Source organism: Bradyrhizobium sp. BEA-2-5 (genome assembly GCF_032918025.1).
GTDB lineage: Bacteria > Pseudomonadota > Alphaproteobacteria > Rhizobiales > Xanthobacteraceae > Bradyrhizobium > Bradyrhizobium pachyrhizi.
The window spans coordinates 7474151-7498194 of sequence record NZ_CP136629.1 but is presented as its reverse complement, the minus strand read 5'-3'; the positions used below and the strand labels follow the sequence as shown (position 1 = coordinate 7498194).

The 24044-nt window shown below is 65.0% G+C and carries 15 protein-coding genes and 1 pseudogene; 10 read left to right on the top strand and 6 right to left on the bottom strand.

Going from position 1 to position 24044, the window contains the following annotated elements:
• Positions 1-26: 26 nt before the first annotated feature.
• Complete coding sequence (locus RX327_RS35020; protein WP_317248609.1) at positions 27-7055, top strand: hypothetical protein; 7029 nt, start codon at positions 27-29, stop codon at positions 7053-7055.
• 166 nt (positions 7056-7221) lie between these two features.
• On the opposite strand, the gene RX327_RS35015 is transcribed toward RX327_RS35020, so the two are convergent.
• The gene (locus RX327_RS35015; RefSeq protein WP_317248608.1) at positions 7222-8736 is read right to left on the bottom strand and encodes an ATP-binding protein; all 1515 of its coding nucleotides are present in this window, start codon (positions 8734-8736) and stop codon (positions 7222-7224) included.
• 433 nt (positions 8737-9169) lie between these two features.
• On the opposite strand from RX327_RS35015, the gene RX327_RS35010 reads away from it, so the two are divergent.
• Positions 9170-9361 carry a hypothetical protein gene (locus tag RX327_RS35010; RefSeq protein ID WP_050386134.1) on the top strand — a complete coding sequence of 64 codons (192 nt, stop codon included), beginning with the start codon at positions 9170-9172 and terminating at the stop codon, positions 9359-9361.
• A 140-nt stretch (positions 9362-9501) separates the two neighbouring features.
• Entirely contained in the window at positions 9502-10791 is a 1290-nt protein-coding gene (locus tag RX327_RS35005; RefSeq protein ID WP_050386133.1) for an MFS transporter, read from the top strand.
• Between the two features lie 61 nt (positions 10792-10852).
• Here RX327_RS35005 and RX327_RS35000 read toward each other — a convergent pair whose 3' ends face one another.
• The 3 genes from RX327_RS35000 to RX327_RS34990 form a co-directional block, all read right to left on the bottom strand.
• Positions 10853-12043 carry an OpgC domain-containing protein gene (locus RX327_RS35000; protein ID WP_317248607.1) on the bottom strand — a complete coding sequence of 397 codons (1191 nt, stop codon included), beginning with the start codon at positions 12041-12043 and terminating at the stop codon, positions 10853-10855.
• A gap of 294 nt (positions 12044-12337) precedes the next feature.
• Positions 12338-12952 (bottom strand): TetR/AcrR family transcriptional regulator, encoded by a 615-nt coding sequence (locus RX327_RS34995; protein ID WP_050386137.1) that lies wholly within the window; start codon positions 12950-12952, stop codon positions 12338-12340.
• Positions 12953-13104: 152 nt separating this feature from the next.
• Entirely contained in the window at positions 13105-14277 is a 1173-nt protein-coding gene (locus RX327_RS34990) for an acyl-CoA dehydrogenase family protein (RefSeq protein WP_050386131.1), read from the bottom strand.
• A gap of 153 nt (positions 14278-14430) precedes the next feature.
• Here RX327_RS34990 and RX327_RS34985 point away from each other — a divergent pair, with 153 nt between their 5' ends.
• Both RX327_RS34985 and RX327_RS34980 read left to right on the top strand, forming a co-directional pair.
• Positions 14431-14655: an AMP-binding protein gene (locus tag RX327_RS34985; RefSeq protein ID WP_050386130.1), complete on the top strand. Its 225-nt coding sequence runs from the start codon at positions 14431-14433 to the stop codon at positions 14653-14655.
• A gap of 112 nt (positions 14656-14767) precedes the next feature.
• Positions 14768-15862, top strand: coding sequence for an asparaginase (locus RX327_RS34980; RefSeq protein ID WP_244482422.1), 1095 nt, complete (start codon positions 14768-14770; stop codon positions 15860-15862).
• On the opposite strand, the gene RX327_RS34975 is transcribed toward RX327_RS34980, so the two are convergent.
• Positions 15841-16485, bottom strand: a complete 645-nt coding sequence (locus RX327_RS34975) for a sigma factor-like helix-turn-helix DNA-binding protein (RefSeq protein WP_317248606.1) — start codon at positions 16483-16485, stop codon at positions 15841-15843. The genes RX327_RS34980 and RX327_RS34975 overlap by 22 nt on opposite strands.
• Before the next feature lie 74 nt (positions 16486-16559).
• Here RX327_RS34975 and RX327_RS34970 point away from each other — a divergent pair, with 74 nt between their 5' ends.
• From RX327_RS34970 to RX327_RS34950, 5 genes are all read left to right on the top strand, one after another.
• Positions 16560-17540, top strand: a complete 981-nt coding sequence (locus RX327_RS34970) for an AraC family transcriptional regulator (protein ID WP_317248605.1) — start codon at positions 16560-16562, stop codon at positions 17538-17540.
• 60 nt (positions 17541-17600) lie between these two features.
• Entirely contained in the window at positions 17601-18407 is an 807-nt protein-coding gene (locus RX327_RS34965) for an MBL fold metallo-hydrolase (RefSeq protein ID WP_317248604.1), read from the top strand.
• 91 nt (positions 18408-18498) lie between these two features.
• Positions 18499-20361 carry a molecular chaperone HtpG gene (gene htpG, locus RX327_RS34960; protein WP_317248603.1) on the top strand — a complete coding sequence of 621 codons (1863 nt, stop codon included), beginning with the start codon at positions 18499-18501 and terminating at the stop codon, positions 20359-20361.
• A gap of 260 nt (positions 20362-20621) precedes the next feature.
• Positions 20622-21827 (top strand): zinc metallochaperone GTPase ZigA, encoded by a 1206-nt coding sequence (zigA, locus tag RX327_RS34955; RefSeq protein WP_317248602.1) that lies wholly within the window; start codon positions 20622-20624, stop codon positions 21825-21827.
• 172 nt (positions 21828-21999) lie between these two features.
• The gene (locus tag RX327_RS34950) at positions 22000-23148 is read left to right on the top strand and encodes a DUF3095 domain-containing protein (protein WP_317248601.1); all 1149 of its coding nucleotides are present in this window, start codon (positions 22000-22002) and stop codon (positions 23146-23148) included.
• A 243-nt stretch (positions 23149-23391) separates the two neighbouring features.
• Here the strand turns inward: RX327_RS34950 and RX327_RS34945 are convergent.
• A pseudogene (locus RX327_RS34945) lies at positions 23392-23833 on the bottom strand (DUF2147 domain-containing protein).
• Positions 23834-24044 lie beyond the last annotated feature (211 nt).

Here is a 24044-nt window from a genome sequence, read left to right as displayed (position 1 = left end):
ACTGATTTTTTTGGGGGAGCGCTGCCATGAGCACAACGTTTGTGAGCTCGGGTGTTACCAGCTCAGGACTGATCGAAACGGGGTCCAATATTCTCGAGGTCCTCAACGGAGGCTCGGCAGTTTCGACGGGGCTATCTGGCGGCGGCCAGCTCCTGGTCGACTCCGGCGGCTACGCGGTCCGCACCGCGATTTCCAGCGGCGGCAGTGCCGTCATCAGCGCAGGTGGCGGGGCCGATCATCTTACCGTCTCGAACGGCGGCACGCTCAACGTGGCCGGCATGGTCAACAGCAATACCGCTGTGTTGACCGGCGGTGTCGAGAATGTTCTGTCCGGCGGGTTCATCTCCGGCGCGAGCGGATCGGGGACCGGAATTTCGGGCGGCACGGTCAACCTGCTGGCTGGCGGCTCGGCTGCTTTCGTCGGCGTGTCGAGCGGCGGCACCTTCAACGTGATGGGCAAGGTGCTCAGCAACGTTGGTATCTACAACGGCGGCGTGGAGAACGTCTCCTCGGGTGGCTTTATCTCGGGCAACAACAGTGCCGGTACCGGCGTTTCCGGCGGTACCCTGAATCTGTTGGCAGGCGGCTCGGCTGCCTATGTCGCCGTCTCGAACGGCGGCGTCTTCAATGTCGCGGGCACGGTGCTGAGCACCGTCGGGGTGTATAGCGGCGGCGTCGAGAACGTGCTGTCGGGCGGCGTAGTCCTCGGCGTGTCCGGAGGCTTCGGCACCGCGATCTCCGGCGGCACGGTGAACGTGCAGACGGGCGGGTCGGCGACCGCAATGTTCGTTTATGCCGGCGGTGCGCTGAACGACAGCGGCGTCATCACCAACCAGTTCGTGCTCAGTGGCGGTGTCGAAACCGTCTCGTCCGGCGGTCTTGCGTCGGGGGCACAGGTCTCGGCGGGCGGTCTGCTTGACATCCTCGCCGGGGGCTCGGCGACGGGTATCGGCGATGCCGGGAGGGTCGTCGTCGAAGCCGGCGGCATCGCCGACCACATCATCGTTTCGTCCGGCGGCGTGCTCAGCGTCGGCGGCACCATTACCAGCAATACCGGCGTGTTGGCCGGCGGCGTCGAGACTGTCTTGTCCGGCGGGCTCATCTCTGGTGCGGCCGGGTCCGGAACGGGAATTTCGGGCGGCACGATCAACCTGCAGGCCGGCGGCTCGGCCTTCTACGTCGGCGTTTCGAGCGGCGGCACGTTCAACGTGTCCGGTTATGTGGGCGCAGGGTCCGTATACAATGGAGGCGTGGAAACCGTTTATTCGGGTGGGCTGATCTCGGGTGGCGCTGGAATTGGAACAGGGGTCTCGGCCGGCGGCACACTGACCGTACTCGCGGGCGGCTCGGCCGCATGGGTGGGCGTTTCGAGTGGCGGCATTTTCAACGTCTCCGGCACCTTCCTCAACAATGGCGGCGTCTATGCCGGCGGCGTGGAGAACGTCTATTCGGGCGGTTTGATCTCGGGCGCGAGCGGATCCGGAACGGGAGTTTCGGGCGGCACGCTCAACCTGTTCGCGGGCGGCTCGGCCGCCTTCGTCGGTGTATCGAGCGGCGGCACGTTCAACGTGGCGGGCACGGTGCTGAGCAACGTCTCCGTCAACAGCGGCGGTGTCGAAAACATTCTTTCGGGTGGTGTTGTCACCGGCGTCACGAGCTCGGGCACGGGCATATCCGGCGGCACCGTCAATGTATTTGGCGGCGGCGCGCTGGATCACGCGACGGTTTCCAGCGGCGGCGTTCTGAACGTCTCCGCCGGTGGCACGGCGCACCACCTGACGGTGTCGGGCGGCGGCACCATGAATGTCAGAGGCACGACCACCAGCAACGTGCTGATCACGGACGGTGGTGTCGAGAACGTGTTTTCCGGGGGGCTGATCTCCGGAACGTCCGGCTCCGGCACAGTCATTTCCTCCGGCGGCATCGTGAACCTGCAGGCCGGCGGCGCTGCGGCCTACCTGACCGTTTCGAGCGGCGGCACGTTCAATGTGTCGGGCACCGTGCTCAGCAATGTGACCGTTTCTGCCGGCGGCGTTGAGAACGTCTTCTCGGGGGGCGTTGTCGGCGGTGCGTCAGGCTCCGGGACGTCCATTTCCGGCGGCACACTCAACGTCCTTGCGGGCGGTTCGCTTGCTCACGTGACGGCTTGGAGCGGTGGCGCTCTGAACGTCTCCGCCGGCGGTACCGCGCACAACATCACGGTGTCGAGTGGCGGCATCATGACTGTTGCGGGCACGATCACCAGCAGCACGACGATCACCGACGGCGGTGTCGAGAACGTTCTGTCCGGCGGCCTGATCTCCGGGGCGTCGAGTGCGGCCACCGTCATTTCCGCGGGCGGCACGCTGAACGTTCTGGCCGGTGGTTCGGCTGCTCACGTCGGCGTGTCGAGCGGCGGCGTCTTCAACGTTGCCGGCAAGGTGCTGAGCAACACAGCTATCTTTGACGGCGGCGTCGAGAACGTCTTGTCCGGGGGATCGATCTCGGGAGCGAGCGGATCCGGGACCGGGGTTTCGGGCGGCACCTTGAACTTGTCGGCTGGCGCCACGGCTTCCTTCGTCGGCGTGTATAACGGCGGCATCTTCAATGTTGCGGGCACCGTGCTGAGAAATAACGGCGTCAATGCCGGCGGTGTCGAGAACGTGCTGTCCGGTGGGCTGATCACCGGAGCCATCAGCTCCGGGACCGGCGTCAACTCGGGCGGCGTATTGAACGTCCAGGCCGGCGGCTCGGCGGCGTTCGTCGCCGTTTCGAGCGGCGGCACGCTTAACGTGTCGGGCACCGTGCTCAGCACGGTCGGCGTCTATGCCGGCGGCGTTGAGAACGTATTCTCGGGTGGCGTCGTCACCGGCACGTCGGTCTCCGGCACGGGCACAGGTATAGCCGGCGGCACGGTCAACGTATTCTCGGGCGGCGCGCTGGCCTACGCGGGGGTGTCCAGCGGCGGCGTCCTGAATGTTTCCGCCGGCGCTACGGTGCACGACGTCGGAGTGTCGAGCGGCGGCACGTTCAACGTTGCCGGCACGGTGACCAGCCACGTCGCGGTATTTGCCGGCGGCACCGAGATCGTATCGTCGGGCGGCTCCACGGGGCCGGTCATCATTTCCGGCGGCTTGCTCGAATTGCAGGCCGGCAGCGTCGCGAGCGGCGGCATCATCTTCAGCGGTTCGGGCGGGCAGCTCAAGATCGACGGCGCGTCGCTGTCCACCACCATCAGCGGGCTGGTGCTGGGCGACAGCATCGATCTGGCAGGCCTCAATTTCGCATCTGGCGGGTCGGCGACCTTGCTTCCGGGCAATATCCTGCATGTCACGGAGGGGGCTTCCACCTTCGACCTGCAGCTCGATCAGACGCCCGGCGTGCGGTTCGGCGTCAGCGCGGATTCCGGCACCGGCACACTGATCACGGCGCGTGCCGATAGCGCGCCGGTCACGTCCGCGTCCAACATACAGGCGAGCCTTGGCCAGAGTTTTGTAACGGCTTCCAGCCTCTTCGGCGTGTCGGACGCCGACGCCGATACGATCACCCAATACGCGTTCTGGGATACCGAGGGTAACGGACATTGGGCCATCAACGGTGTCACCCAGGCCACCAACGTCGAGATCGATGTGTCCGCGGCGAACCTGTCGCAGGTGAGCTACGTATTTGGTCCCACTGGATCGACGGATTCGCTCTACGTGCGGGCCAATGACGGTACGCTTTGGGGCGGCTGGACCAAATTTACGGCAACGGCATTTGCGGACACCGCACCGACCGTGAACGCAAGCAACGTCACTGCGGCGCACGGTCAGACATCGGTCGCCGCATCGAGCCTGTTCACGGTGTCCGATCCGGATCCCGATACGATGACCCAGTTTGCGTTCTGGGACACCGGCGGAAACGGCCACTGGGTGGTGAATGGTGTCGCCCAGTCCGCCGGCGTCGAGATCGACGTTCCGGCGGCGCAGTTGTCGCAGGTGAGCTACGTCTTCGGGCCGGCAGGGTCGGCTCCTGACACGTTGTACATCAGGGCGAATGACGGAACGTTGTGGGGAGGTTGGAAGAGCTTCACGGCAACGCCGGGACCCGAGGTTGCCCCGGTCGTCACGGCATCGAACGTGACCGCGCTTCATGGGCAGACGTCGGCTCTCGCCTCGAACCTGTTCTCGGTCACCGACAACGACAGCGACGCGATCACCCAGTACGCCTTCTGGGACACCGGTGGGAACGGCCACTGGGTAGTGAATGGCGTCGCCCAATCCGCCGGCGTCGAGATCGACGTTGCGGCGGCGAACCTGTCGCAGGTGAGCTACGTCTTCGGTCCCGGCGGCTCGACGCCCGATACGCTCTATGTGCGGGCCAATGACGGAACGTTGTGGGGAGCCTGGACCGCGTTCACGGCAACGCCGGGACCCGACGTTGCTCCGGTCGTCACCGCATCGAACGTGACCGCGCTCCATGGGCAGACGTCGGCTCTCGCGTCGAACCTGTTCTCGGTCTCGGACAGCGAGAACGATACGATCACCCAGTATGCCTTCTGGGACACCGGAGGAAACGGCCACTGGGTGGTGAACGGTGTCGCCCAGTCCGCCGGCGTCGAGATCGACGTTGCGGCGGCGAACCTGTCACAGGTGAGCTACGTGTTCGGTCCCGGCGGCTCGACGCCCGATACGCTCTATGTGCGCGCCAATGACGGCTCGAAGTGGGGCACCTGGACAGCGTTCACGGCAACGCCGGGGGACGACATTGCTCCGGTCGTCACGGCATCGAACGTGACCGCGCTTCATGGGCAGACGTCGGCTCTCGCCTCAAGCCTGTTCTCGGTCAGTGACAACGAGAACGATACCATCACCCAATACGCCTTCTGGGACACCGGTGGGAACGGCCACTGGGTGGTGAATGGTGTCGCCCAATCCGCCGGCGTCGAGATCGATGTTGCGGCGGCGAACCTGTCGCAGGTGAGCTACGTGTTCGGTCCGGGCGGCTCGACGCCCGATACGCTCTATGTGCGGGCCAATGACGGCTCGAAGTGGGGCACCTGGACAGCGTTCACGGCAACGCCGGGGGACGACATTGCTCCGGTCGTCACGGCATCGAACGTGACCGCGCTTCATGGGCAGACGTCGGCTCTCGCCTCAAGCCTGTTCTCGGTCAGTGACAACGAGAACGATACCATCACCCAATACGCCTTCTGGGACACCGGTGGGAACGGCCACTGGGTGGTGAATGGTGTCGCCCAATCCGCCGGTGTCGAGATCGACGTTGCGGCGGCGAACCTGTCGCAGGTGAGCTACGTGTTCGGTCCGGGCGGCTCGACGCCCGATACGCTCTATGTGCGCGCCAATGACGGCTCGAAGTGGAGTTCCTGGACAGCGTTCACGGCAACACCGGGACCCGACATTGCTCCGGTCGTTACCGCATCGAACGTGACGGCGATTCACGGGCAGACGTCGGCTCTCGCCTCGAGCCTGTTCTCGGTCAGTGATAACGAGAACGATACCATCACCCAATACGCCTTCTGGGACACCGGAGGAAACGGCCACTGGGTGGTGAATGGTGTCGCCCAATCCGCCGGCGTCGAGATCGACGTTGCGGCGGCGAACCTGTCGCAGGTGAGCTACGTCTTCGGACCGGGCGGCTCGACGCCCGATACGCTCTATGTGCGCGCCAATGACGGCTCGAAGTGGAGCACCTGGACAGCGTTCACGGCAACGCCGGGACCCGACACTGCTCCGGTCGTTACCGCATCGAACGTGACCGCACTCCATGGGCAGACATCGGCTCTCGCCTCGAGCCTGTTCTCGGTCTCGGACAGCGAGAACGATACGATCACCCAGTACGCCTTCTGGGACACTGGCGGAAACGGCCACTGGGTGGTGAATGGTGTTGCCCAGGCCGCCAACACCGAGGTCGATGTGAGCGCGGCGAACCTGTCGCAGGTGAGCTACGTGTTCGGCCCCGGCGGTTCGACGCCCGATACGCTCTGGGTCAAGGCCAATGACGGCAGCATGTGGAGCGCGTGGAAGAGCTTCACGGCAACGCCGGGACCCGACACTGCCCCGGTCGTTACCGCATCGAATGCAAACGTAACCGGAGTTCACGACCATTCGATCGCGGCCTCGAGCCTGTTCTCGGTCACGGACGCCGAGAACGACACGATCACCCAGTACGCCTTCTGGGATACCGGAGGAAACGGCCATTGGGTTGTGAACGGTGTGGCCCAGGCCGCCAACACCGAGATCGATGTAAGCGCGGCGAACCTGTCACAGGTGAGCTACGTCTTCGGCCCCGGTGGCTCGCCATCGGATACGCTATGGGTTAAGGCCAATGATGGCAGCATGTGGAGTTCCTGGAAGAGCTTCACGGCCACCGCAACGAACCAGGCGCCGACGGTCTCGGTCTCGAATGTGACGACGGTCTCGGGGCAGGTCTTCGCGGCTTCGAGCCTGGTCAGCGCGACGGACGCGGATGGCGATACCATAACGAAATATGCGTTGTGGGATTCCAACACGAACGGGCGTTGGAACGTCAACGGAGTGAACCAGTCCGCGAATACGGAGATCGACGTCACTTCGGCGCAACTTGCCCAGACGACCTATCAGGCCGGCTCCGGCACTGACCAGCTCTGGATCCGGGCCTATGATGGCAGTGCGTGGGGTGTCTGGCAGCCTTTCAACGTCACGGGAGAGAGCCCCAGCAGCGCCACCATCGCAGCGGGCACCACCCTGGAATTGACGGGGGCTTCGAACGCGGCCGTAACGTTCCTGGGTAGCACGGGGACGCTGAAGCTCGACAATTCCGCGAGCTTCACCGGAACTGTCGCCGGGATGTCCGGTTCGGACACGATCGATTTCGCGAATATCAATTTCGCGAACGTTCAAACGCCGACCTTCACCGGAAACGCCTCGGGTGGAACGCTCACGGTGACGGACGGCACTGTTACCGCCAGCATTGCGCTGCTGGGCAACTACATGGCTTCCACGTTCACGGCCTCGAGCGACGGCCATGGCGGTACCTCGGTTGTCGATCCGCCGGCGATGCAGGTCAGTCAGCTTGCGCAGCCGCAGCATGCGTGAGCGCTTGAGATAGGGCGGCCGTGGAGGGCCGGTTGCGGGCCCTCTGCAACCAAGATCGCTCAACCGGCAAAGATGAAAAGGCCCGCCTCCTGGCGGGCCTTTTTCTTGTCTTGCAGCGCTTCCGCGATGCCGCGCAACACCTAACGCCTGGTTGCTCAGTACCTGATCACAGCGACGAGCCGTTACAGGCCGCCTCCGCTGCTTGGTCGTCCACATTCGGGTCGGCCGCGGCCGTCGCCCAGGCGAGCTCCACCAGGGTCACGATCCGGCGTCCGCCGCCGTCAAGCTGGCAGACGATCAGGCCCTGCTCCTCCATATAGCCGAGCAGCCGCTGCGCGCGGCGCAGCGAATGCGAGCCGTAGGCGCGGGCGATCGCAGCATCGCCGGGACACGGCCAGCCTTCCTTGGCCGCGCGCGCGATCATCATGAACACGCCCTGCATGTCGTCGGGCAGGATCGAGGCGCGCAGCGTAACGTCCTGCCAGGCGTCGTCATCGGCGAGATCAGTCCCGAGCCCGGCGCGCGCATGCGTCAGCATGCGGCGGAATTCGTTGAGGTCCGGCACCGCCGCGCCGAGGCCCTCGATGCGGCAGCGGACCACGAACTCCTGATAGAGCACGCCGATGGCGCGGAAGCCGGCATCGGGCTCCGCGAGGATGGCGCGCAGGATACGGTCCAGCCGTTCACGCCGCTCGGCCAATTGCTCGGCGCTCGGCGGTGGCTCCGCCGCTTCGGGATCTGGCTCCGCTGCCGGCTGCTTGGCGGCCATCAACTGGCTGAGCAGGTCGGGCGACGGCACCCGGCGCTGCGGCCGCACCGTTTCCGGCGGCGGAGCGGCGAGGATGATCGCGCGTGCGTCCTCCAGTGCTGCTTCAGGCAGCGGCATCAACCGCGGTGCCGCATTGCGCGGCTGGGTGTCGGTCGGACCGATACGCAAGCGCAGCGGACGGCGCGACAGCGCAGGTCCCAGCGCCATGAACTGTCCGCGCTCGAGGTCGCGAAAGGCTTCGGCCTGCCGCCGCTCCATGCCGAGCAGATCGGCGGCGCGCGCCATGTCGATGTCGAGGAAGGTCCGGCCCATCAGGAAGTTGGAGGCTTCCGCCGCGACGTTCTTGGCGAGCTTCGCCAGCCGCTGGGTCGCGATGATGCCGGCGAGCCCACGCTTGCGGCCGCGGCACATCAGATTGGTCATGGCGCCGAGCGACAGTTTTCGCGCCTCGTCGGAGACTTCGCCGGCAATGGCCGGCGCGAACAGCTGCGCCTCGTCCACCACGACCAGCATCGGATACCAATGGTCGCGGTCGACGTCGAACAGGCCGCCGAGGAAGGCCGCGGCGCGCCGCATCTGGTTCTCGGCGTCGAGCCCCTCGAGATTGAGCACGGTGGAGACGCGATGCAGCCGGGCACGCTCGCCCGCGACCTGAAGGCCGCGCTCGGTATGGTCCTCGGCCTCGATCACGAGATGGCCGAAGCGCTCGGCCAGCGTCACGAAGTCGCCCTCGGGATCGATGATGGCCTGCTGCACCCACGGCGCGCTCTGCTCCAGGAGCCGCCGCAGCAGGTGCGATTTGCCGGAGCCCGAATTGCCCTGCACCAGGAGGCGGGTCGCCAGCAGTTCCTCGAGGTCCATGGCGGCCGCGGCGCCTGCCGTGGTCTGCCCCATCTCGATCGCAACCGTCATGTCCCCGACTCAAATTGCCCTTGCGGAGAGGCGGCTTAACAAGCTGATCGCGCCGCGTCGAGCGAACCGCACCATCATCCCCAGGCACTGCCGGGAGTCATGGTGATGCTCGCCAGACGAGATGAAGATTGATCAAGCCACTACAACGTGTTTAGCTTGCGTGTCTGGCGTATATTTTTTCGAACCAGTTCCAGTTCAGCAGCGCGATCCCGTCCGGTTCGGACCCGCTTATTCAATCAGCCCGCCGAACTCTCAGCCCGTCGAACTCTATGTCTGAGTTCAACTACGACGCATTCATTTCCTACATTCTTCCCGATCCAAACGGGAGTGATCCCTGCTTGCAAGGCCCGCGTTACCAAAGGCATCCGCCAAAAAATCGAAGGTTGCACGGATTTTATCCCCGCTCACGCGCGCATGCGGCGGAGCGATCCCGATGTCGGCAGCGAGAGGTTCGACCGCGCAAATCTTCCTGGCGCAAGTATTGATCTTCGTCGTTATCGCATTCGGGCTGGTCTTGGCGCTGCTCGGCGACGGCACCTGGGACCGGGCCTCCTGGCTCGCACTTGCCGTGCCGCTTGTCATCATCGCCTTCTACATCTTCCGGCGTTCCGCGCGTCCTTCGTAGAAGGAGCGAGCGTTCGCGGTGACGCCGAAGTGATCGGCGTTGCTATTCTTGTGCCGGATACCTCCGTCCCGTTTGCCGGTGGTGTCTCGGCACGCAAACCTCGGCATAGTCCGCCGCACAAAAGAAACGTGCGAGGAAACATGACTGAGAGCACCGTCGATACGCTTGCGCCGTCGGTCGCGGCGCCTGGCGCAGTGTCGCCGCGAAAAGTGTTTTGGGCGACCTGGTTCGGCTGGATGCTCGATGGCTTCGATTCGTCGATGTACGCCTACATCCTGGTCGGCGCGTTGAGCGAATTGCTGCCCGCCAGCGGCATCGAGCCGAGCAAGGCCAATATCGGCATCTATGGCGGGCTGTTGTTCTCGATCTTCATGCTGGGCTGGGCCTGCTCGATGGTCTGGGGCTGGGCCGCAGACCGTTACGGACGGGTCCGGATCATGTGCTGGACGGTGCTGGTCTACTCGCTGTTCACGGCGCTGTGCGGGCTTGCGACCGGTATCGTGATGTTCGCATTGTTTCGCTTTGTTGCCGGTTTCGGCATCGGCGGCGAATGGGCCGCGGGCACGCCGCTGCTGCAGGAATCCGTGCCGGAGAATACGCGGGTGCGGCTCGCCGGATGGCTGCACACGGCGACGCCGACCGGGCTGTTCCTCGCCGCCGCCGTGACGCTTGCGATCGGCAGCACGCTCGGCTGGCGCGGCATGTTCCTGCTCGGCATTCTGCCCGCGCTGCTGATCGCCTATCTGCGCAGCAACATTCCCGAACCCGAGCGCAGCGGTGCACGCGAGCAGCCGTCGGTTGCGGCCTTGTTTGCCGGCGACCAGGCGCGCACCACCTGGGCCGCGGCGCTGATGATGGCCTGCATCATCTTCGGCCTGTGGTCGTCGAACTTCTGGGCCCCGACCGTGATCTCGACCAAGCTGGTCGCCGCGGGCGCGACGCCGGCGCATGCGCAGGAGATGGGCGCGGTGGCCGGCCTGATCACCAATGTCGGCACGCTGATCGGCTGCCTCCTTGTACCATGGCTAACCACCTGGCTCGGCAGCCGGCGCCGCACCGCGGTGCTGTTCTTCATCGGCGGGCTGATCTCCGTCGTGGTCTCCTATGAGGTCGCGATCGAATGGCTCGACAGCCTGACGCTGTTCATGGTGCTGCTGCCGGTGCTCGGCTTCTTCACCAATGGTGTGTTCGGCCTGTTCACGATCTGGCTGCCGGAGATGTTTCCATCGGCGCTGCGCGGCTCGGGCTCCGGCTTCGCCTTCAGCATGGGCCGCGTGCTCGGCGCCGCCGGCCCGACCCTGATCGGCGCGCTCGCCGCCCGCACCGGCAGCTTCCCGCTGGCGATTTCGATGCTGTCGCTGATCTATGTGGTCGGCTTGCCGCTGATTGCCCTGGCGCCGGAGACGGCCGGCAAGCCGCTGGCGAGATAGCAGGCTCCTTTGCGCGTTGCGCGCGGCTTCGGCCGCGCGCCCTCACGCATCAAGCGGGGCCTTACTCCGCCGGCTTCGCGGTGGCTGGCGTCTGCGCGGCCACGGGCGTCTGCGCAGCTACGGGTGCCTTCGCCGGCGCCTTGTCGACCTTCTTCGACCAGGAGCGGTAGTAGGCGAGCGCGGTCATCAGCACGATGCCGACGATGCTGACCGCGATCTGCATCCAGATGCTGCCGGAGACCTCGACCAGCACCACATGCGCGATGACCGCGAGGAAGACGCCGGTGCAGAACACTTCGAGCGACTGCTGGCCGCACTTGATGATCGGCTGGAAGATCGGCCATTCATATCCGGGCCACTCGCGCGGCAGGAAGCGCGTGACGAAGAAGGCGAGCACGACGAAGTGCAGCACGCGATAGGGCGCGAGGTTGGTCTTGTCGTTCGGATTGAAGGCGTCATAAAGCCATGCCGGCATCGCCTGGCCAAGTTCCGGGAAGCGGCCGGCCATGGTCATGACCAGCGCGAACAGGAGATAGGCGCCGCCAAGCCAAAGGAAGGCGCGCGAGCGGATGAACGAGATTGATTCACTGGCGCCGCCGAGCGCAAACCATCCGCCGAACACGAACAGGAACTGCCAGCAGAATGGGTTGAAATACCATGAGCCGGACGGATAGGCCGGCAGGTTCCAGCCGAAATGGCGTGCCGCGAGATAGAGCAGGAACGAGGCCAGCAGCGTCAGATTGAGCTTGCGCAGCATCGCCCACAGCACCAGCGGATAGCACAGCATCAGCGCGATATAGAGCGGCAGCACATCCATGTTGACCGGCTTGAACGCCAGGATCAGGCCCTGATAGAGCGTCTCGGCCGGATTGTGCATGAAGCCCGCGACGTTGAATTCATTCTGCAGGTTCGGGTCGTGGTAGCGCTGGGAGAGATAGCCGATCTCGGCGATATAGATCACGAACAGCAGGACGTGCGCGACATAGATCTGCCAGGCCCGCTTGATCAGGCGGGTGGCGCCGATCACGGTGCCGCGCTCGAGCATCATGCGCGCATAGACGAAGGATGAGGTGTAGCCGGAGATGAACACGAACAGGTCGGCCCCGTCGCTGAATCCGAAATTCTTCTGCGTGATCCAGTTCACCGCGTTGTTCGGGATGTGATCGAGATAGATCGCCCAGTTGGCGAAGCCGCGCAGCAGATCGAGGCGATAGTCGCGGCCACGCGGCGGCAAAACAGCCTTGACGTCCATCGGTACGCTCCCATCCCGAGTCCCCGCGCGTCCGGTCGCGGGTCGCCCACGACGTCATACTAGAACAGGATTTCGACGGTTGTGTATTGGTTTTCCGGAAGCTGATCGCCGCCACAGCCGGCCAAACAGCGATGAATTTGGATCAAATCGTTCGCGCCGCGAACCACGCGGTGCGTAGGATGGGTAGAGCGAAGCGAAACCCATCGCTCCGTGCCGGCCTGACGAACGATGGGTTTCGGTTGCGCTCTACCCATCCTACGAGAGCCTGCGAGAACCGGCCGCGCACCGGCGCGGCTAACGCTGCACGAACCCGTTATGCAGCGTGGTGAACAGCGCCTTGCCCTTCTTCACCAGGTCGTATTTGCGGCCGTAAAGCAGCCAGACCGCGGTGAGGTGACACATCCCGCCCATCATCAGCGACATCGCGGTGTAGGGATCGAGATTGCGGCGATAGGTGCCGGCGCGGCTCGCCTGCTTGATCAGCTGCACATAGCGCAGCGCGTATCTGTCGACCGCCTTCTTGATCCGCGGCTCGGCGGCAAGCACGCTCGGCCAGATCTCGAGGAAGAACACCCGGCCCCAGCTCGGGTTATCCTTGATGTACTGGAAGTTGGTGAGGAAGATGATGCGGAGCTGCTCGACGGGATCGCCACCCTTGAGCAGCAGCGGCTCGGTCTTCTGATAAAGCGCCTCGAAATTGCCCTCGGGCACATCGAGCACCAGCGCGCGCTTGTCCTCGAAATAATCATAGATGCTGGAGAGCGGTACTTTCGCCGCGGCGGCGACCTCGGTGAGCGAGGTGCCGTCGATGCCTTTTTCGCCGAACAGCTTGGTGGCCGCCGTGAGGATCTGCTCGCGCCGGTCGCGGCTGCGTTGTTGCTTGAGCTTGAGTGTCGTCCCCGAAGCCACGGTGGTCTCCAAGAGCGTTTTCGCGCGAAGTGGACACCGGTTCGCGTCAGGAAAACGCGTCAAAGCAAGAATCTCGTCCCGTAAAAACAGTAAGGCAGCGGGATCGGAACACAAGCGCTATTGCGACGGCATACAGCGGTAAAGCCTGTGGGTCAGAGCGGCGCGTTCCGCCGCTCATGTGTGCGGAACGCGTCGCGGGCAATGATCTGGCGCATGATCTCGGAGGTGCCGTCCAGAATGCGGACCACCCGCGTTTCCCGCCAGATGCGCTCGATCGGCAGGTCCCTGGAATAACCGGCGCCGCCGAACAGCTGCATGGTGGTGTCGGCGACGCGCTGCACCATGTCGGCGCCGGTATATTTGGAGAGCGCCGCCGCGGCGGTGCGGGCGGCGCCATCGCCCTGGTCGTAACGCCAGGCTGCCTCATAGGCGACAAGCCGCGCGGCATGCAGCGAACTCGCCATGTCGGCGATCTGCCACTCGAGGCCCTGATGTTCGCGCAGCTTGCGTCCGAACGCCTCGCGCTCCGAGACATGGTCGAGCGCGTAGTCCAGCAGCTGGCTCGCCGCGCCGACGCAATAGGCGCCCCAATGGGTGCGCCCGGCATCCAGGCACCGCATCGCGATGGCGAATCCTTCGCCCTCCTGTCCCAGCAGATTCTCGCGCGGAACACGGCAATCCTCGAAGATCACCTCGGCATGCTCCGAGCCGCGTCCGGCGGCCATCTCGACCAGGCGGCCGATGGCAAGGCCCGGCGTCTTTGCGTCGACGACAAAGGCCGCGATGCCCTTGGCGCCGGCGGACGGATCGAGCGTGGCGAACACCGTGAAGACGCCGGCTGCGGGCGCATTGGTGATGTAGGTCTTGCGGCCGTCGAGCACGTAATGGTCGCCGTCCCGCCGCGCCCGGGTCTGGATCCGGGCGGCATCGGATCCGGCATTCGGCTCGGTCAGCGCGAACGCGCCGATCACCCGTCCGCTGGCGAGCTCCGGCAGCCATCGGTCGCGGACCGCCGGCTGCGCGTAGAACTCGATCGCCTTCGAGCCGATGTGAACGTTGACCCCGCTCAGATAGTAGAAGGCGGTGTGGGCCTTCGCGAGCTCCTCGATCGCGATGCAGCTGCCCAGCATCGAGAGGCCGAGGCCGCCGAATTGCTTCGGCGTGTTGGTGCCGAACAATCCCATCCTGCGCAGGCCGGCCATGGCGCTGTCCGGCACCTCGCCGGTTGCCTCGATGGCGGCATCGTGCGGCTGCAGCTCGCTGCGCACGAACTCTCGCACCCGGCTTTGCAGAACGCGGAGGTCGTCGGGAAGCTCAAAATGCATGGCGCACCAAAAGTCGAATAATCTTCGAAAAATGTTGCGCCGCCTTCCGGCAGATGTCAAGGTTTTGCGGAAGTTCCGGAGAAAACGGCATGCTCGCAGGCTTGATGCAGCAGGTCCGCTCACACTCAATCTGGTGAGGGAGTCGAGTGCGGCATGCGCGTCGCCACGCTGGCCTGGAACTCGCACCGTCACCTCGAGCTTTATCTCGCCGTGCCCTGCATGGGCGCGGTGCTGCACACCGTCAATGCGCGCCTGCAGGCGCTGGACATCGCAAGACTGCCCGCCCACGCCGAGGATCGGGTGCTGTTTGTCGATCGTTCGATCTGGCGAACCGTCGGGACGGAGATCGCGCTGCGCAACGCGTTTGGAGTTCACTAAACGCTTCAACCCGGCTTCCGACCATCGCATCTTCCGCCGCAACTTTGTCCACTTGTTACGGAACAAAACCACGAGTTGTGGACTGGCGACCTGTCGCTTTGGGGAGAAGATCATGCCACGTTCGTTTCAATCCAATTATTCCGTTCGGCCCTTCCTCGGCCTCGCTGCAGCCCTCATGATCGGGCTTGCCGCGCCGGTATCAGCACAACAGGCCACCGGCACCGCGCTGGCCCGCGTGCTCGTGCTCGGCACCGGCGGCACCATCGCCGGGCAGGCCAATGCCCGCGCCGGCAACGCCTATGACTCAGGCAAGGTCAGTGCGGCCAACCTGATCGCGGCGATCCCGGGCATCGACAAGCTTGCCCAGATGTCGGCCGAGCAGATCTCGTCGATCGGCTCGCAGGACATGAACGACAAGGTTTGGTTCGACCTCGTCAAGCGTATCCGCGCGGCCGTTGACAACAAGGAAGTCGACGGCGTCGTCATCACCCATGGCACCGACACGATGGAGGAGACTGCGTTCTTCCTGCAAAACGTGCTCGACACCGACGTCCCGATCGTGCTGGTCGGATCGATGCGGCCTTCGACCGCGATCGGCGCCGACGGTCCGGCCAATCTCTACGAGGCGATGCGGGTCGCCTCTGCCCCGGAATCCCGCGGCCGCGGCGTGCTCGTGGTGCTCAACGACACCATCCATGCCGCGCGCTGGGTGCAGAAGACCAATACCACCAGCGTTGAGACATTCCGCTCGCCCGATGCCGGGCCGGTCGGCTATGTCGACACCGGCGCGCTTCGCTTTCTGCAGCCGGCCGCTCCAGCCAGGGGTACCAAGCTGAAATTGCCGGATGCCCCTTCCTTGCCGCGGGTCGACATCATCTATTCGCATGCCAACATGGACGCCGCTGAGGTCGAGGATGCGGTCAGGCGCGGCGCCAAGGGCATCGTGCTGGCCGGCGTCGGCGACGGCAATTCATCGAAGGGCGCGATCGATGCGCTGGCCGCCGCGGCGAAGCAGGGCGTCGTGGTGGTGCGTTCGACCCGGGTCGGCTCAGGCTTCGTGAACCGCAATGTCGAGGTCGAGGACGACAAGCTCGGCTTCGCGGTCTCGCTCGATCTCAACCCGCAAAAGGCGCGCGTATTGCTCGAACTCCTGATCGCGAACGGCATCACCGAGCCGTCGGCGGTTCAACAGGCGTTCGCGCGGTAGACCGTCAGTTTTGAGGCGCCTGCCGGCTTCACCTGCGCGGCCTTGTTCGCCGCGCGCCGCGGCGCGAGCAGCAGGGCGCGCGCTTCCGCGATGTGCGACATCACGGTGGTGACCGGAATGCCGGTGACTTCGGCGATTTCCTTGTAGGAGAGATCGATCATCTCGCGCAGCGCGATGACCTCGCCGAGCGGGGCGGGCAGGTCATCGATGAGTTGCCGGATTGTTGCGCTGTCGCGCCGTTCTGGCGCTGCATTCTCGCCGGCGAGTTTTCGGCCGAGTTTCTCCTGGCAGACGGCTTTGAGGATCGTGAGCAGCCACGGCCTGATAGCCGGGCCGCGAAAGCCGTCGAACCGGCGCAGTGCGCGCAGATAGCATTCCTGCACGGCCAGTTCGGCGTCCGCCTCGGTCCGCATCAGCACTTGAGCGAACGCATAGGCATCGTCGAGACACGGCAGCGCCGCGTCGCGAAACTGCTGCGCCGTTTTATTCCCGGCTTTCGCACTTCGCATCATAGAGTTGCATCTCGTGAATAGCTTTACCGGCAATCGGCACAGTGGTATCAGGCTCCGCGCCGGAGTCGTGGACCGTCGCGCCAAGCGTAGGGACAGGAACGACGTGCGCACACGACATGCGCATATCGGGCAGCAAGCGATCGATCGTGTCAGCCTTGATCGATCGGGCGTTCGGAGCACGGATCATGTCCGAGACACAGGTGACCAACCGGTTCTCGATCTTCCATCACGGGCTGGCGAAAGGGCCGGCCTATGAGGCTTGGCGCGAAGGGATTTGCCGCGGCTTCTGCCGGCTCGACGTCGGACCGACCGACGACAACCGCATCGACTGCCACAACGAGTTTACGCTGCTGCATACGGTCGCCATCGCGACGCCGCGCGGCGGCTCGGCTCGCTTCGCCCGCACCCGCGCGCTTCTGCATGACGGCTGCGACGATCTCGTCCTGATCTTTGCGACGCGCGGCACGGTGCAGGTCACGCAAGCAGGCAAGGCGATCGAGCTTCAGCGCGGCCAGATGTGCCTCACCGAAATGAATATTGTCGGCACCGCCGATCTCACCCGGTCGGGCAGCTTTACGACGACGCGGTTTCCGCGGCGCCTGCTGCTCCAGATCGCGCCTTCGGCGGAGACGCAGCTGGCGCGGGTGCTCGGGCGCGAGCCGGCCTTGGGCGCGATGATCGAGCGCTATTCCGCGCTCTGCACCGAGCTTGCCGGCGATCTCGACCTGCCGGGCCAGCAGGCGGCGGCGCATCATCTCGCCGACCTGGTCGGTCTCGTGCTCGGCAGCAGTGCCGAAAGCAAGGAACTGGCGGCACGCGACGGCGTGGCGAAGGCGCGGCTTGATTTGATGAAGGCCGATGTTCTCAAAAATCTCGACAACGGCAAGCTCACGATCGAGGCTGTAGCAAGGGCGAACGCGCTCAGCACCCGCCAGGCGCAGCGCCTGTTCGCGTCCGCAGGGACGACGTTCTCGGAGTTCGTCCTCGATCAGCGTTTGCTGCTGGCGCGCCGGCTGCTGCTGCACGAAGAGGGCGCCGGCCGCAAGGTCAGCGACATCGCCTATACGGCCGGCTTCAACGATCTCTCTTATTTCCACCGCTCGTTTCGCAGGAAGTTCGGCGTAGCACCGGCGGAGATGCAGATGGAACTGGGTCGCAAGCATTGAACACCTGCTGCCGCGGCGCTAGATCAGCACACCAGCTTCATCCCAACGAGGGCACTGCCCATGCCTCTGTGGACCTGCGAACAATGCGGCGCGCAATTTCCTGAAACCGCGGCGCGGCCGCCGGCTTGCCCGATCTGCGAGGACGAGCGGCAATATGTGAACTGGAAGGGGCAGGCGTGGCTGACGCGCGAGGAACTCGCAGAGCGGCACAGACTGGTCTGGCGCGACGATCTCGGTCTCGTTGGACTTGCGCTCGAGCCGTCCTTTGCGATCGGACAGCGCGCGCTGCTGGTGCCGGATCGCGGCGGCTGCGTGATGTGGGACTGCGTGCCGCTGGCAACCGCCGAGGCGATCGCGCATGTCAGATCACTCGGCGGGCTGAAGGCCATCGCGATCTCGCATCCGCACTACTACGGCGCGGTCGCCGACTGGAGCGCGGCGTTCGACAATGCCCCGGTCTATCTGCACGGCGACGACGCGCAATGGGTGACGCGGCCTTATCCGTCGATCGTGCCGTGGCAGGGCGACAGCCATCGCATCTCCGACGACATCCTGCTGGTGCGCGGCGGCGGGCATTTCGCCGGCGCCACCATGCTGCATTGGCGCAAGGGCGCCGACGGGCGCGGCGCGCTTCTCACCGGGGACATCGCGCAGGTGACGATGGACCGCCGCTTCGTCAGCTTCATGTATTCCTATCCGAATTATATCCCGCTCAATACATCAGCGGTCCGCCGCCTCGCGCGCGCGGTCGAGCCGCTGGCCTATGATCGGATCTACGGCGCCTGGTGGGACAAGAACATCGCCTCCGATGCCAGGGCGGCGTTCGACCGCTCGGTGCAGCGCTATCTCGCGGCGATCTCGGACTGACGGTTCCGGCCGCTTTTGACAATCTTGCCACGCGGCGTGATCGCGCTATATCAGGGCTTTCCCGCCCCTTACCGATTGTCCGAGTTTCCGCATGACCACAACTGCCGCTGCCGAATCGCAGCCTTTCCAGGCCGAAGTTTCCGAACTGCTGCACCTGATGGTGCATTCCGTTTATTCGGAAACCGATATCTTCCTCCGCGAACTCATCTCCAATGCCTCCGATGCCTGCGACAAGCTGCGCTACGAGGCCATCGCCAATCCGTCCCTGATCACCGACGGCACGCCGCCGGAGATCAGGATCGTCCCGAACAGGGCGGCCAACACGCTTGCCGTGGTCGATACTGGCATCGGCATGGAGCGGCAGGAGCTGATCGATCATCTCGGCACCATCGCCCGCTCCGGTACCAAGGCGTTCGTGTCCAAGCTGAAGGAGGCCAAGGACGGCCTCGGCCTGATCGGCCAGTTCGGCGTCGGCTTCTATTCAGCCTTCATGGTCGCCGAGAAGATCGTCGTGATCAGCCGCCGCGCCGGCTCGGACGAGGTGTGGGTGTGGTCGTCGGAAGGCGGCAGCGGCTTCGAGATCGCACCGGCGAGCGAAGAGGCTGCCCAGCGCGTCGTGCGCGGCACCGAGATCGTGCTTCATCTGAAGAAAGACGCCGCCAAGTATCTCGAGACCTACGAGATCGAGCGCATCGTCACAGCCTATTCCGACAACATCCTGTTCCCCATCGAGCTCGTGCCCGAAGAGGGCGAGCCGCGCCAGATCAATTCGGCCAGCGCGCTGTGGCAGCGCGCGAAATCCGAGCTCAAGCCGGAGGACTACGCGCAGGCCTACAAGCAGATCGCTTCCGCCTTCGACGATCCCGCGATGACGCTGCACTACCGCGCCGAGGGCCGCTACTCCTACGCCGTGCTGCTGTTCGCGCCCTCGACCAAGCCGTTCGACCTGTTCGAGCCCAACCGCAAGGGGCGCGTGAAGCTCTATGTCCGGCGCGTCTTCATCACCGACGATGCCGATCTGTTGCCGGCCTATCTGCGCTTCGTCCGCGGCGTCGTCGACAGCGAGGATCTCCCGCTCAACATCTCCCGCGAGATGCTTCAGAACAATCCGCAGCTCGCGCAGATCCGCAAAGCCGTGGCCGGCCGCGTGATCGGCGAACTCGAAACGCTGGGCGAGAAGGAGCCGGAGACCTTCGCAAAGATCTGGGACGCCTTCGGCGCGGTGCTGAAGGAAGGCATCTACGAGGATTTCGAGCGGCGCGAAAAGCTGCTTTCGCTGTCGCGCTTCACCACCACGTCGGGCGAGAAGCGTTCGCTGAAGCAGGTCATCGCCGATTTCAAGCCGAACCAGACCGAGATCTACTATCTCGTGGGCGACAGCATCGAGCGGCTTAAGTCCAATCCCCGGCTGGAAGCTGCGACCGCGCGCGGCATCGAGGTGCTGCTGCTGTCCGATCCGGTCGATGCCTTCTGGACCTCGATGCCGTCGGAGTTCGACGGCAAGCCGCTGAAGTCGCTGAGCCAGGGCGATCTCAATCTCGACCTGATCCCGCTTGCCGATGACAAGGACGACAAGAAGGACGAACCCGCGGCCGACGCGGCGGCCACCATCGCCGTGATCAAGGCCGCGCTCGGCGAGCGCGTCAGCGACGTCCGCGCCTCGCAGCGGCTGACCGCGAGCGCGTCGTGCCTCGTCGCAGGCGGCGATGCGCGCGACCGCGCGCTGGAGCGGCTGCTCGCCCAGCAGAACCGCGGCGCGATCACAAAGCCGGTGCTCGAGATCAATCTGCGCCACCCACTGGTCGCGGCGCTCGCGACCGACAGCGCGCAGGCGAAGGACCTGTCGCTGCTGCTGTTCGAACAGGCGCAGATCCTCGACGGCGAGATGCCCGACGACCCCGCCGCGTTCGCTGGCCGCATGAACCAGCTCGTGCTGCGCGGATTGGGGAAGTAGAGCGCGAACTCTGAACCCGTCATCCACGGCTGCGTAGCCCGGATGAAGCGAAGCGCAATCCGGGGTCTCTCGTTCGCTGAGGCGGTCCCCGGATTTCGCTGCGCTCCATCCGGGCGACGCATTTCCGAGAATGGCAGGCTGACTGCGCCTCACCCGGCGCTTGACAGGCCGCAGTCCATTGATGTTATGTTATAACATAACATCAAGCGAATGCCCCATGTCCCGCCGCCGCCGATCCCTCCAGCAACTGTTCGATCTCCATGCCCAAACTCCCCGTCACCGTCTTGTCCGGCTTCCTCGGGGCTGGAAAGACCACTTTGCTGAACCACGTCCTGAACAACCGGCACGGCCTGAAAGTGGCGGTGATCGTGAACGACATGAGCGAGGTGAACATCGATGCGGACCTGGTCCGCGATGGTGGTGCCAACCTCTCGCGGACTGATGAGAAGCTGGTGGAGATGACCAATGGCTGCATCTGCTGCACCCTGCGCGACGATCTCCTGAAGGAGGTACGTGCGCTCGCCGAAAGCGGGCGCTTCGATTATCTGCTGATCGAATCGACGGGCATTTCAGAGCCGCTCCCCGTCGCAGCGACGTTCGATTTCCGCTCGGAAGCGGGCGAAAGCCTCTCCGACATCGCCCACCTGGACACGATGGTGACGGTGGTCGACGCCGCCAACCTGCTCAAGGACTATTCCTCGACCGAGTTCCTCGGCGAGCGCGGCGAGGCGCTGGACGGCGACAAGCGGACGCTGGTCGATCTCCTCGTGGAGCAGATCGAGTTCGCCGACGTCGTGGTGCTGAACAAGATCGATGCCGCAAAGCAGGCAGAGCGCGAGGCTGCCCGCACCATCGTGCGTGCGCTCAATCCCGAGGCCGACATCGTCGAGGCGAATTTCGCAAAAGTCCCGTTCGACCGCGTGCTCGACACCGGCCGCTTCGCCTATGAGCGCGCGCAGCAGCATCCGCTCTGGCACAAGGAGCTCTACGGCTTTGCCGGGCACGTGCCGGAGACCGAGGAATACGGCATCACGAGCTTCGTCTACCGCGCGCGGCGCCCGTTCGATCCGCTGCGCTTCCACGCCTTCCTGCGCGAGAGCTGGCAAGGCGTGATCCGCGCCAAGGGCCATTTCTGGATCGCGACGCGCCCGGATTGGTACGGCGAGCTGAGCCAGGCCGGCGCCATCGTCCGCACCGAAGGCCTCGGTTCGTGGTGGGCCGCGATCCCGCGCGAGCGCTGGCCGGATCATCCGGACTGGCGGCTGATGATGCAGCGGAGCTGGAACGATCTCTACGGCGATCGCCGGCAGGAGCTGGTCTTCATCGGCTCCGGCATGAACGAGGACGACATCCGCCGCCGTCTCGATGCCTGCCTCGTCGCCGGCAGACCGGGCATGGACCCGCAAGCCTGGGCCGGGCTGCGCGATCCGTTTCCGCCGTGGAGCAGGGCAGGCGAGGCGGCGTGAGGCAGTCACCGTACCCCGGATGGAACGAAGCGCAATCCGGGGGTCTTCCGCTGCTTGAGAGGTCCCCGGATTTCGCTGCGCTCCGTCCGGGCTACGCTTCTAAAACCGGCCCCAACCCGCACCGTATCTGCTAGAGAATCCCGCATCAGGGCGGAAACAGCGCGGCGTTGCGATGGCTGGCGGCAGCGAGATCTTCTACGGCGGCATTCCGGTGTTTCGCGGCTTCGCGCGCCTGATGGACCCGGCGCTGTATTCGCCGCTGCCGGAGGACTGGAGCATCGGCATTGCCGACATCGTAGATTCGACCGGGGCGATCGCGGCGCAGCGCTACAAGGCGGTCAACATGGCCGGCGCCGCCGTGATCGCGGCGGTGACGAATGCGTTGGGAGGACGCGAATTCCCCTTCGTGTTCGGCGGCGACGGCGCGAGTTTTGCGGTTGCGCCCGCCGATCTCGACAGAGCGCGCGAGGCGCTGGCCGCGACCGCGCGCTGGGTGCACGACGACCTTGATCTGGTGCTGCGGGTGGCGCTGGTGCCGATGGCGGCGATCCGCGCCGCGGGCGCCGATGTCCGCGTCGCGCGCTTCGGGCCGTCGGCCAATCTGTCTTATGCGATGTTCTCCGGCGGTGGTCTTGCTTACGCCGATGCCGCGATGAAGCGCGGCGCGTTCGCGGTCGATCCGGCGCCTCAGGGCACACAGCCCGATTTGTCCGGCCTGTCCTGCCGCTTCGAGGTGATGCCGTCCGCGCGCGGCCTGATCCTCTCGGTGCTGGTGCTGCCGGCGAAGAACGCCGATCCCGCATCCTTCCGCAAGGTGATCGAGGATATCGTCGTCCGCATCGAGAAGAGCCCCGATGCCGGACGGCCGGTGCCCGCAAGCGGTCCGCCGCTGCACTGGCCGCCGCAGGGAATGGAGTACGAGGCGCGCGCACGGCGCGGCGGACCGCTCGCGCTGCGGCGCGCCGTCGTGCTCACATTCGCGCTGTGGGCCTATACGCTGATGCGGTTCAACATCCCGGTCGGCAAGTTTGCACCGAAACGTTATCTGCAGCAGGTGGTCGAGAATTCGGACTTCCGCAAGTTCGACGATGGCCTGCGCATGATCCTGGATTGCACGCCGGAGCTCGCCGCCGACATCGAGCAGCGCCTCGCCGCCGCAGCCGCGCAGGGCATCGTGCGTTACGGCCTGCACCGGCAGGACGCCGCCATGATGACCTGCTTCGCGCCCTCGGCGCTGCGCAGCGACCACGTCCACTTCATCGATGGGGCGCGGGGCGGTTATGCCTCGGCCGCGACGGCGCTGAAGGCGCGCGCGGTGTAGCAATTTTTCTAACCTCTCCCCGCTCTTTTGCGGGGAGAGGTCGGACGCCACGCCTCGCGTGGCTTCCGGGTGAGGGGCAGGGCAATGCGTGGCCGCAAGGAGATATTCATCCCACTCGCGAGATCGACGGTGAGCTGACTACAATTCAGATATGCTACGCGGATAGAGCCCCTCACCCCAACCCTCTCCCCGCAAGCGGGGCGAGGGAGCACGGTCCCGTCGCGGTTGCTGCTCGGCTCAGAATTACCGGCCCACCCGCATCCAGGTCTCGCCGCCGCAGAGCGCGCCGACGCAGCCTTCGACCCGCAGCGTCCGCCGATATCAAGCTGATGCTGCTGGCATAGGTGCTGCCGTCGTCGGCATTGTAGATCTGGCCCGACCATTTGTCCGTGGCAACCGGATGCATGCCGGAGAACAGCGGCAGCCCGATGATCGGTCGGCTGGACAGCGACGGATTCGGATTCTTGTTGTCGATCTGGGGCTTGCCGGTCATCGGATCGATCGGGTCGCGCAGGCTCACCACCACGCCGCAGATGCCGCCGCCGCATTTGCTGATCTTGACGCGCGCATCACCGGCCTGCGTCTGCCAGACGCCGACCGGCTCAGGTGCGCCCTGCGCATGCGCGGCGGGGACGGCGAGCGCCGTCGCAATGATTGCGATCATGAATCCGAATCGGCAGGCCATGGCTTATTCCCCCAGAGCATGATCCGGAAAAGTGCGAAGCGGTTTTCCAAAAAGATCATGATCAACAAAGAGCTAAAGCGCGACGACGATTCGACCCAATCTCATCGCGCTTTAGAGGTCGGCCTGCATAACAAGTCGAAGAATTTCTGCAATGTCATATTCGCGCGATCAGGTGAGCGCGCTCCCAAAAAAATTTGGTGCCTGTTTCCGG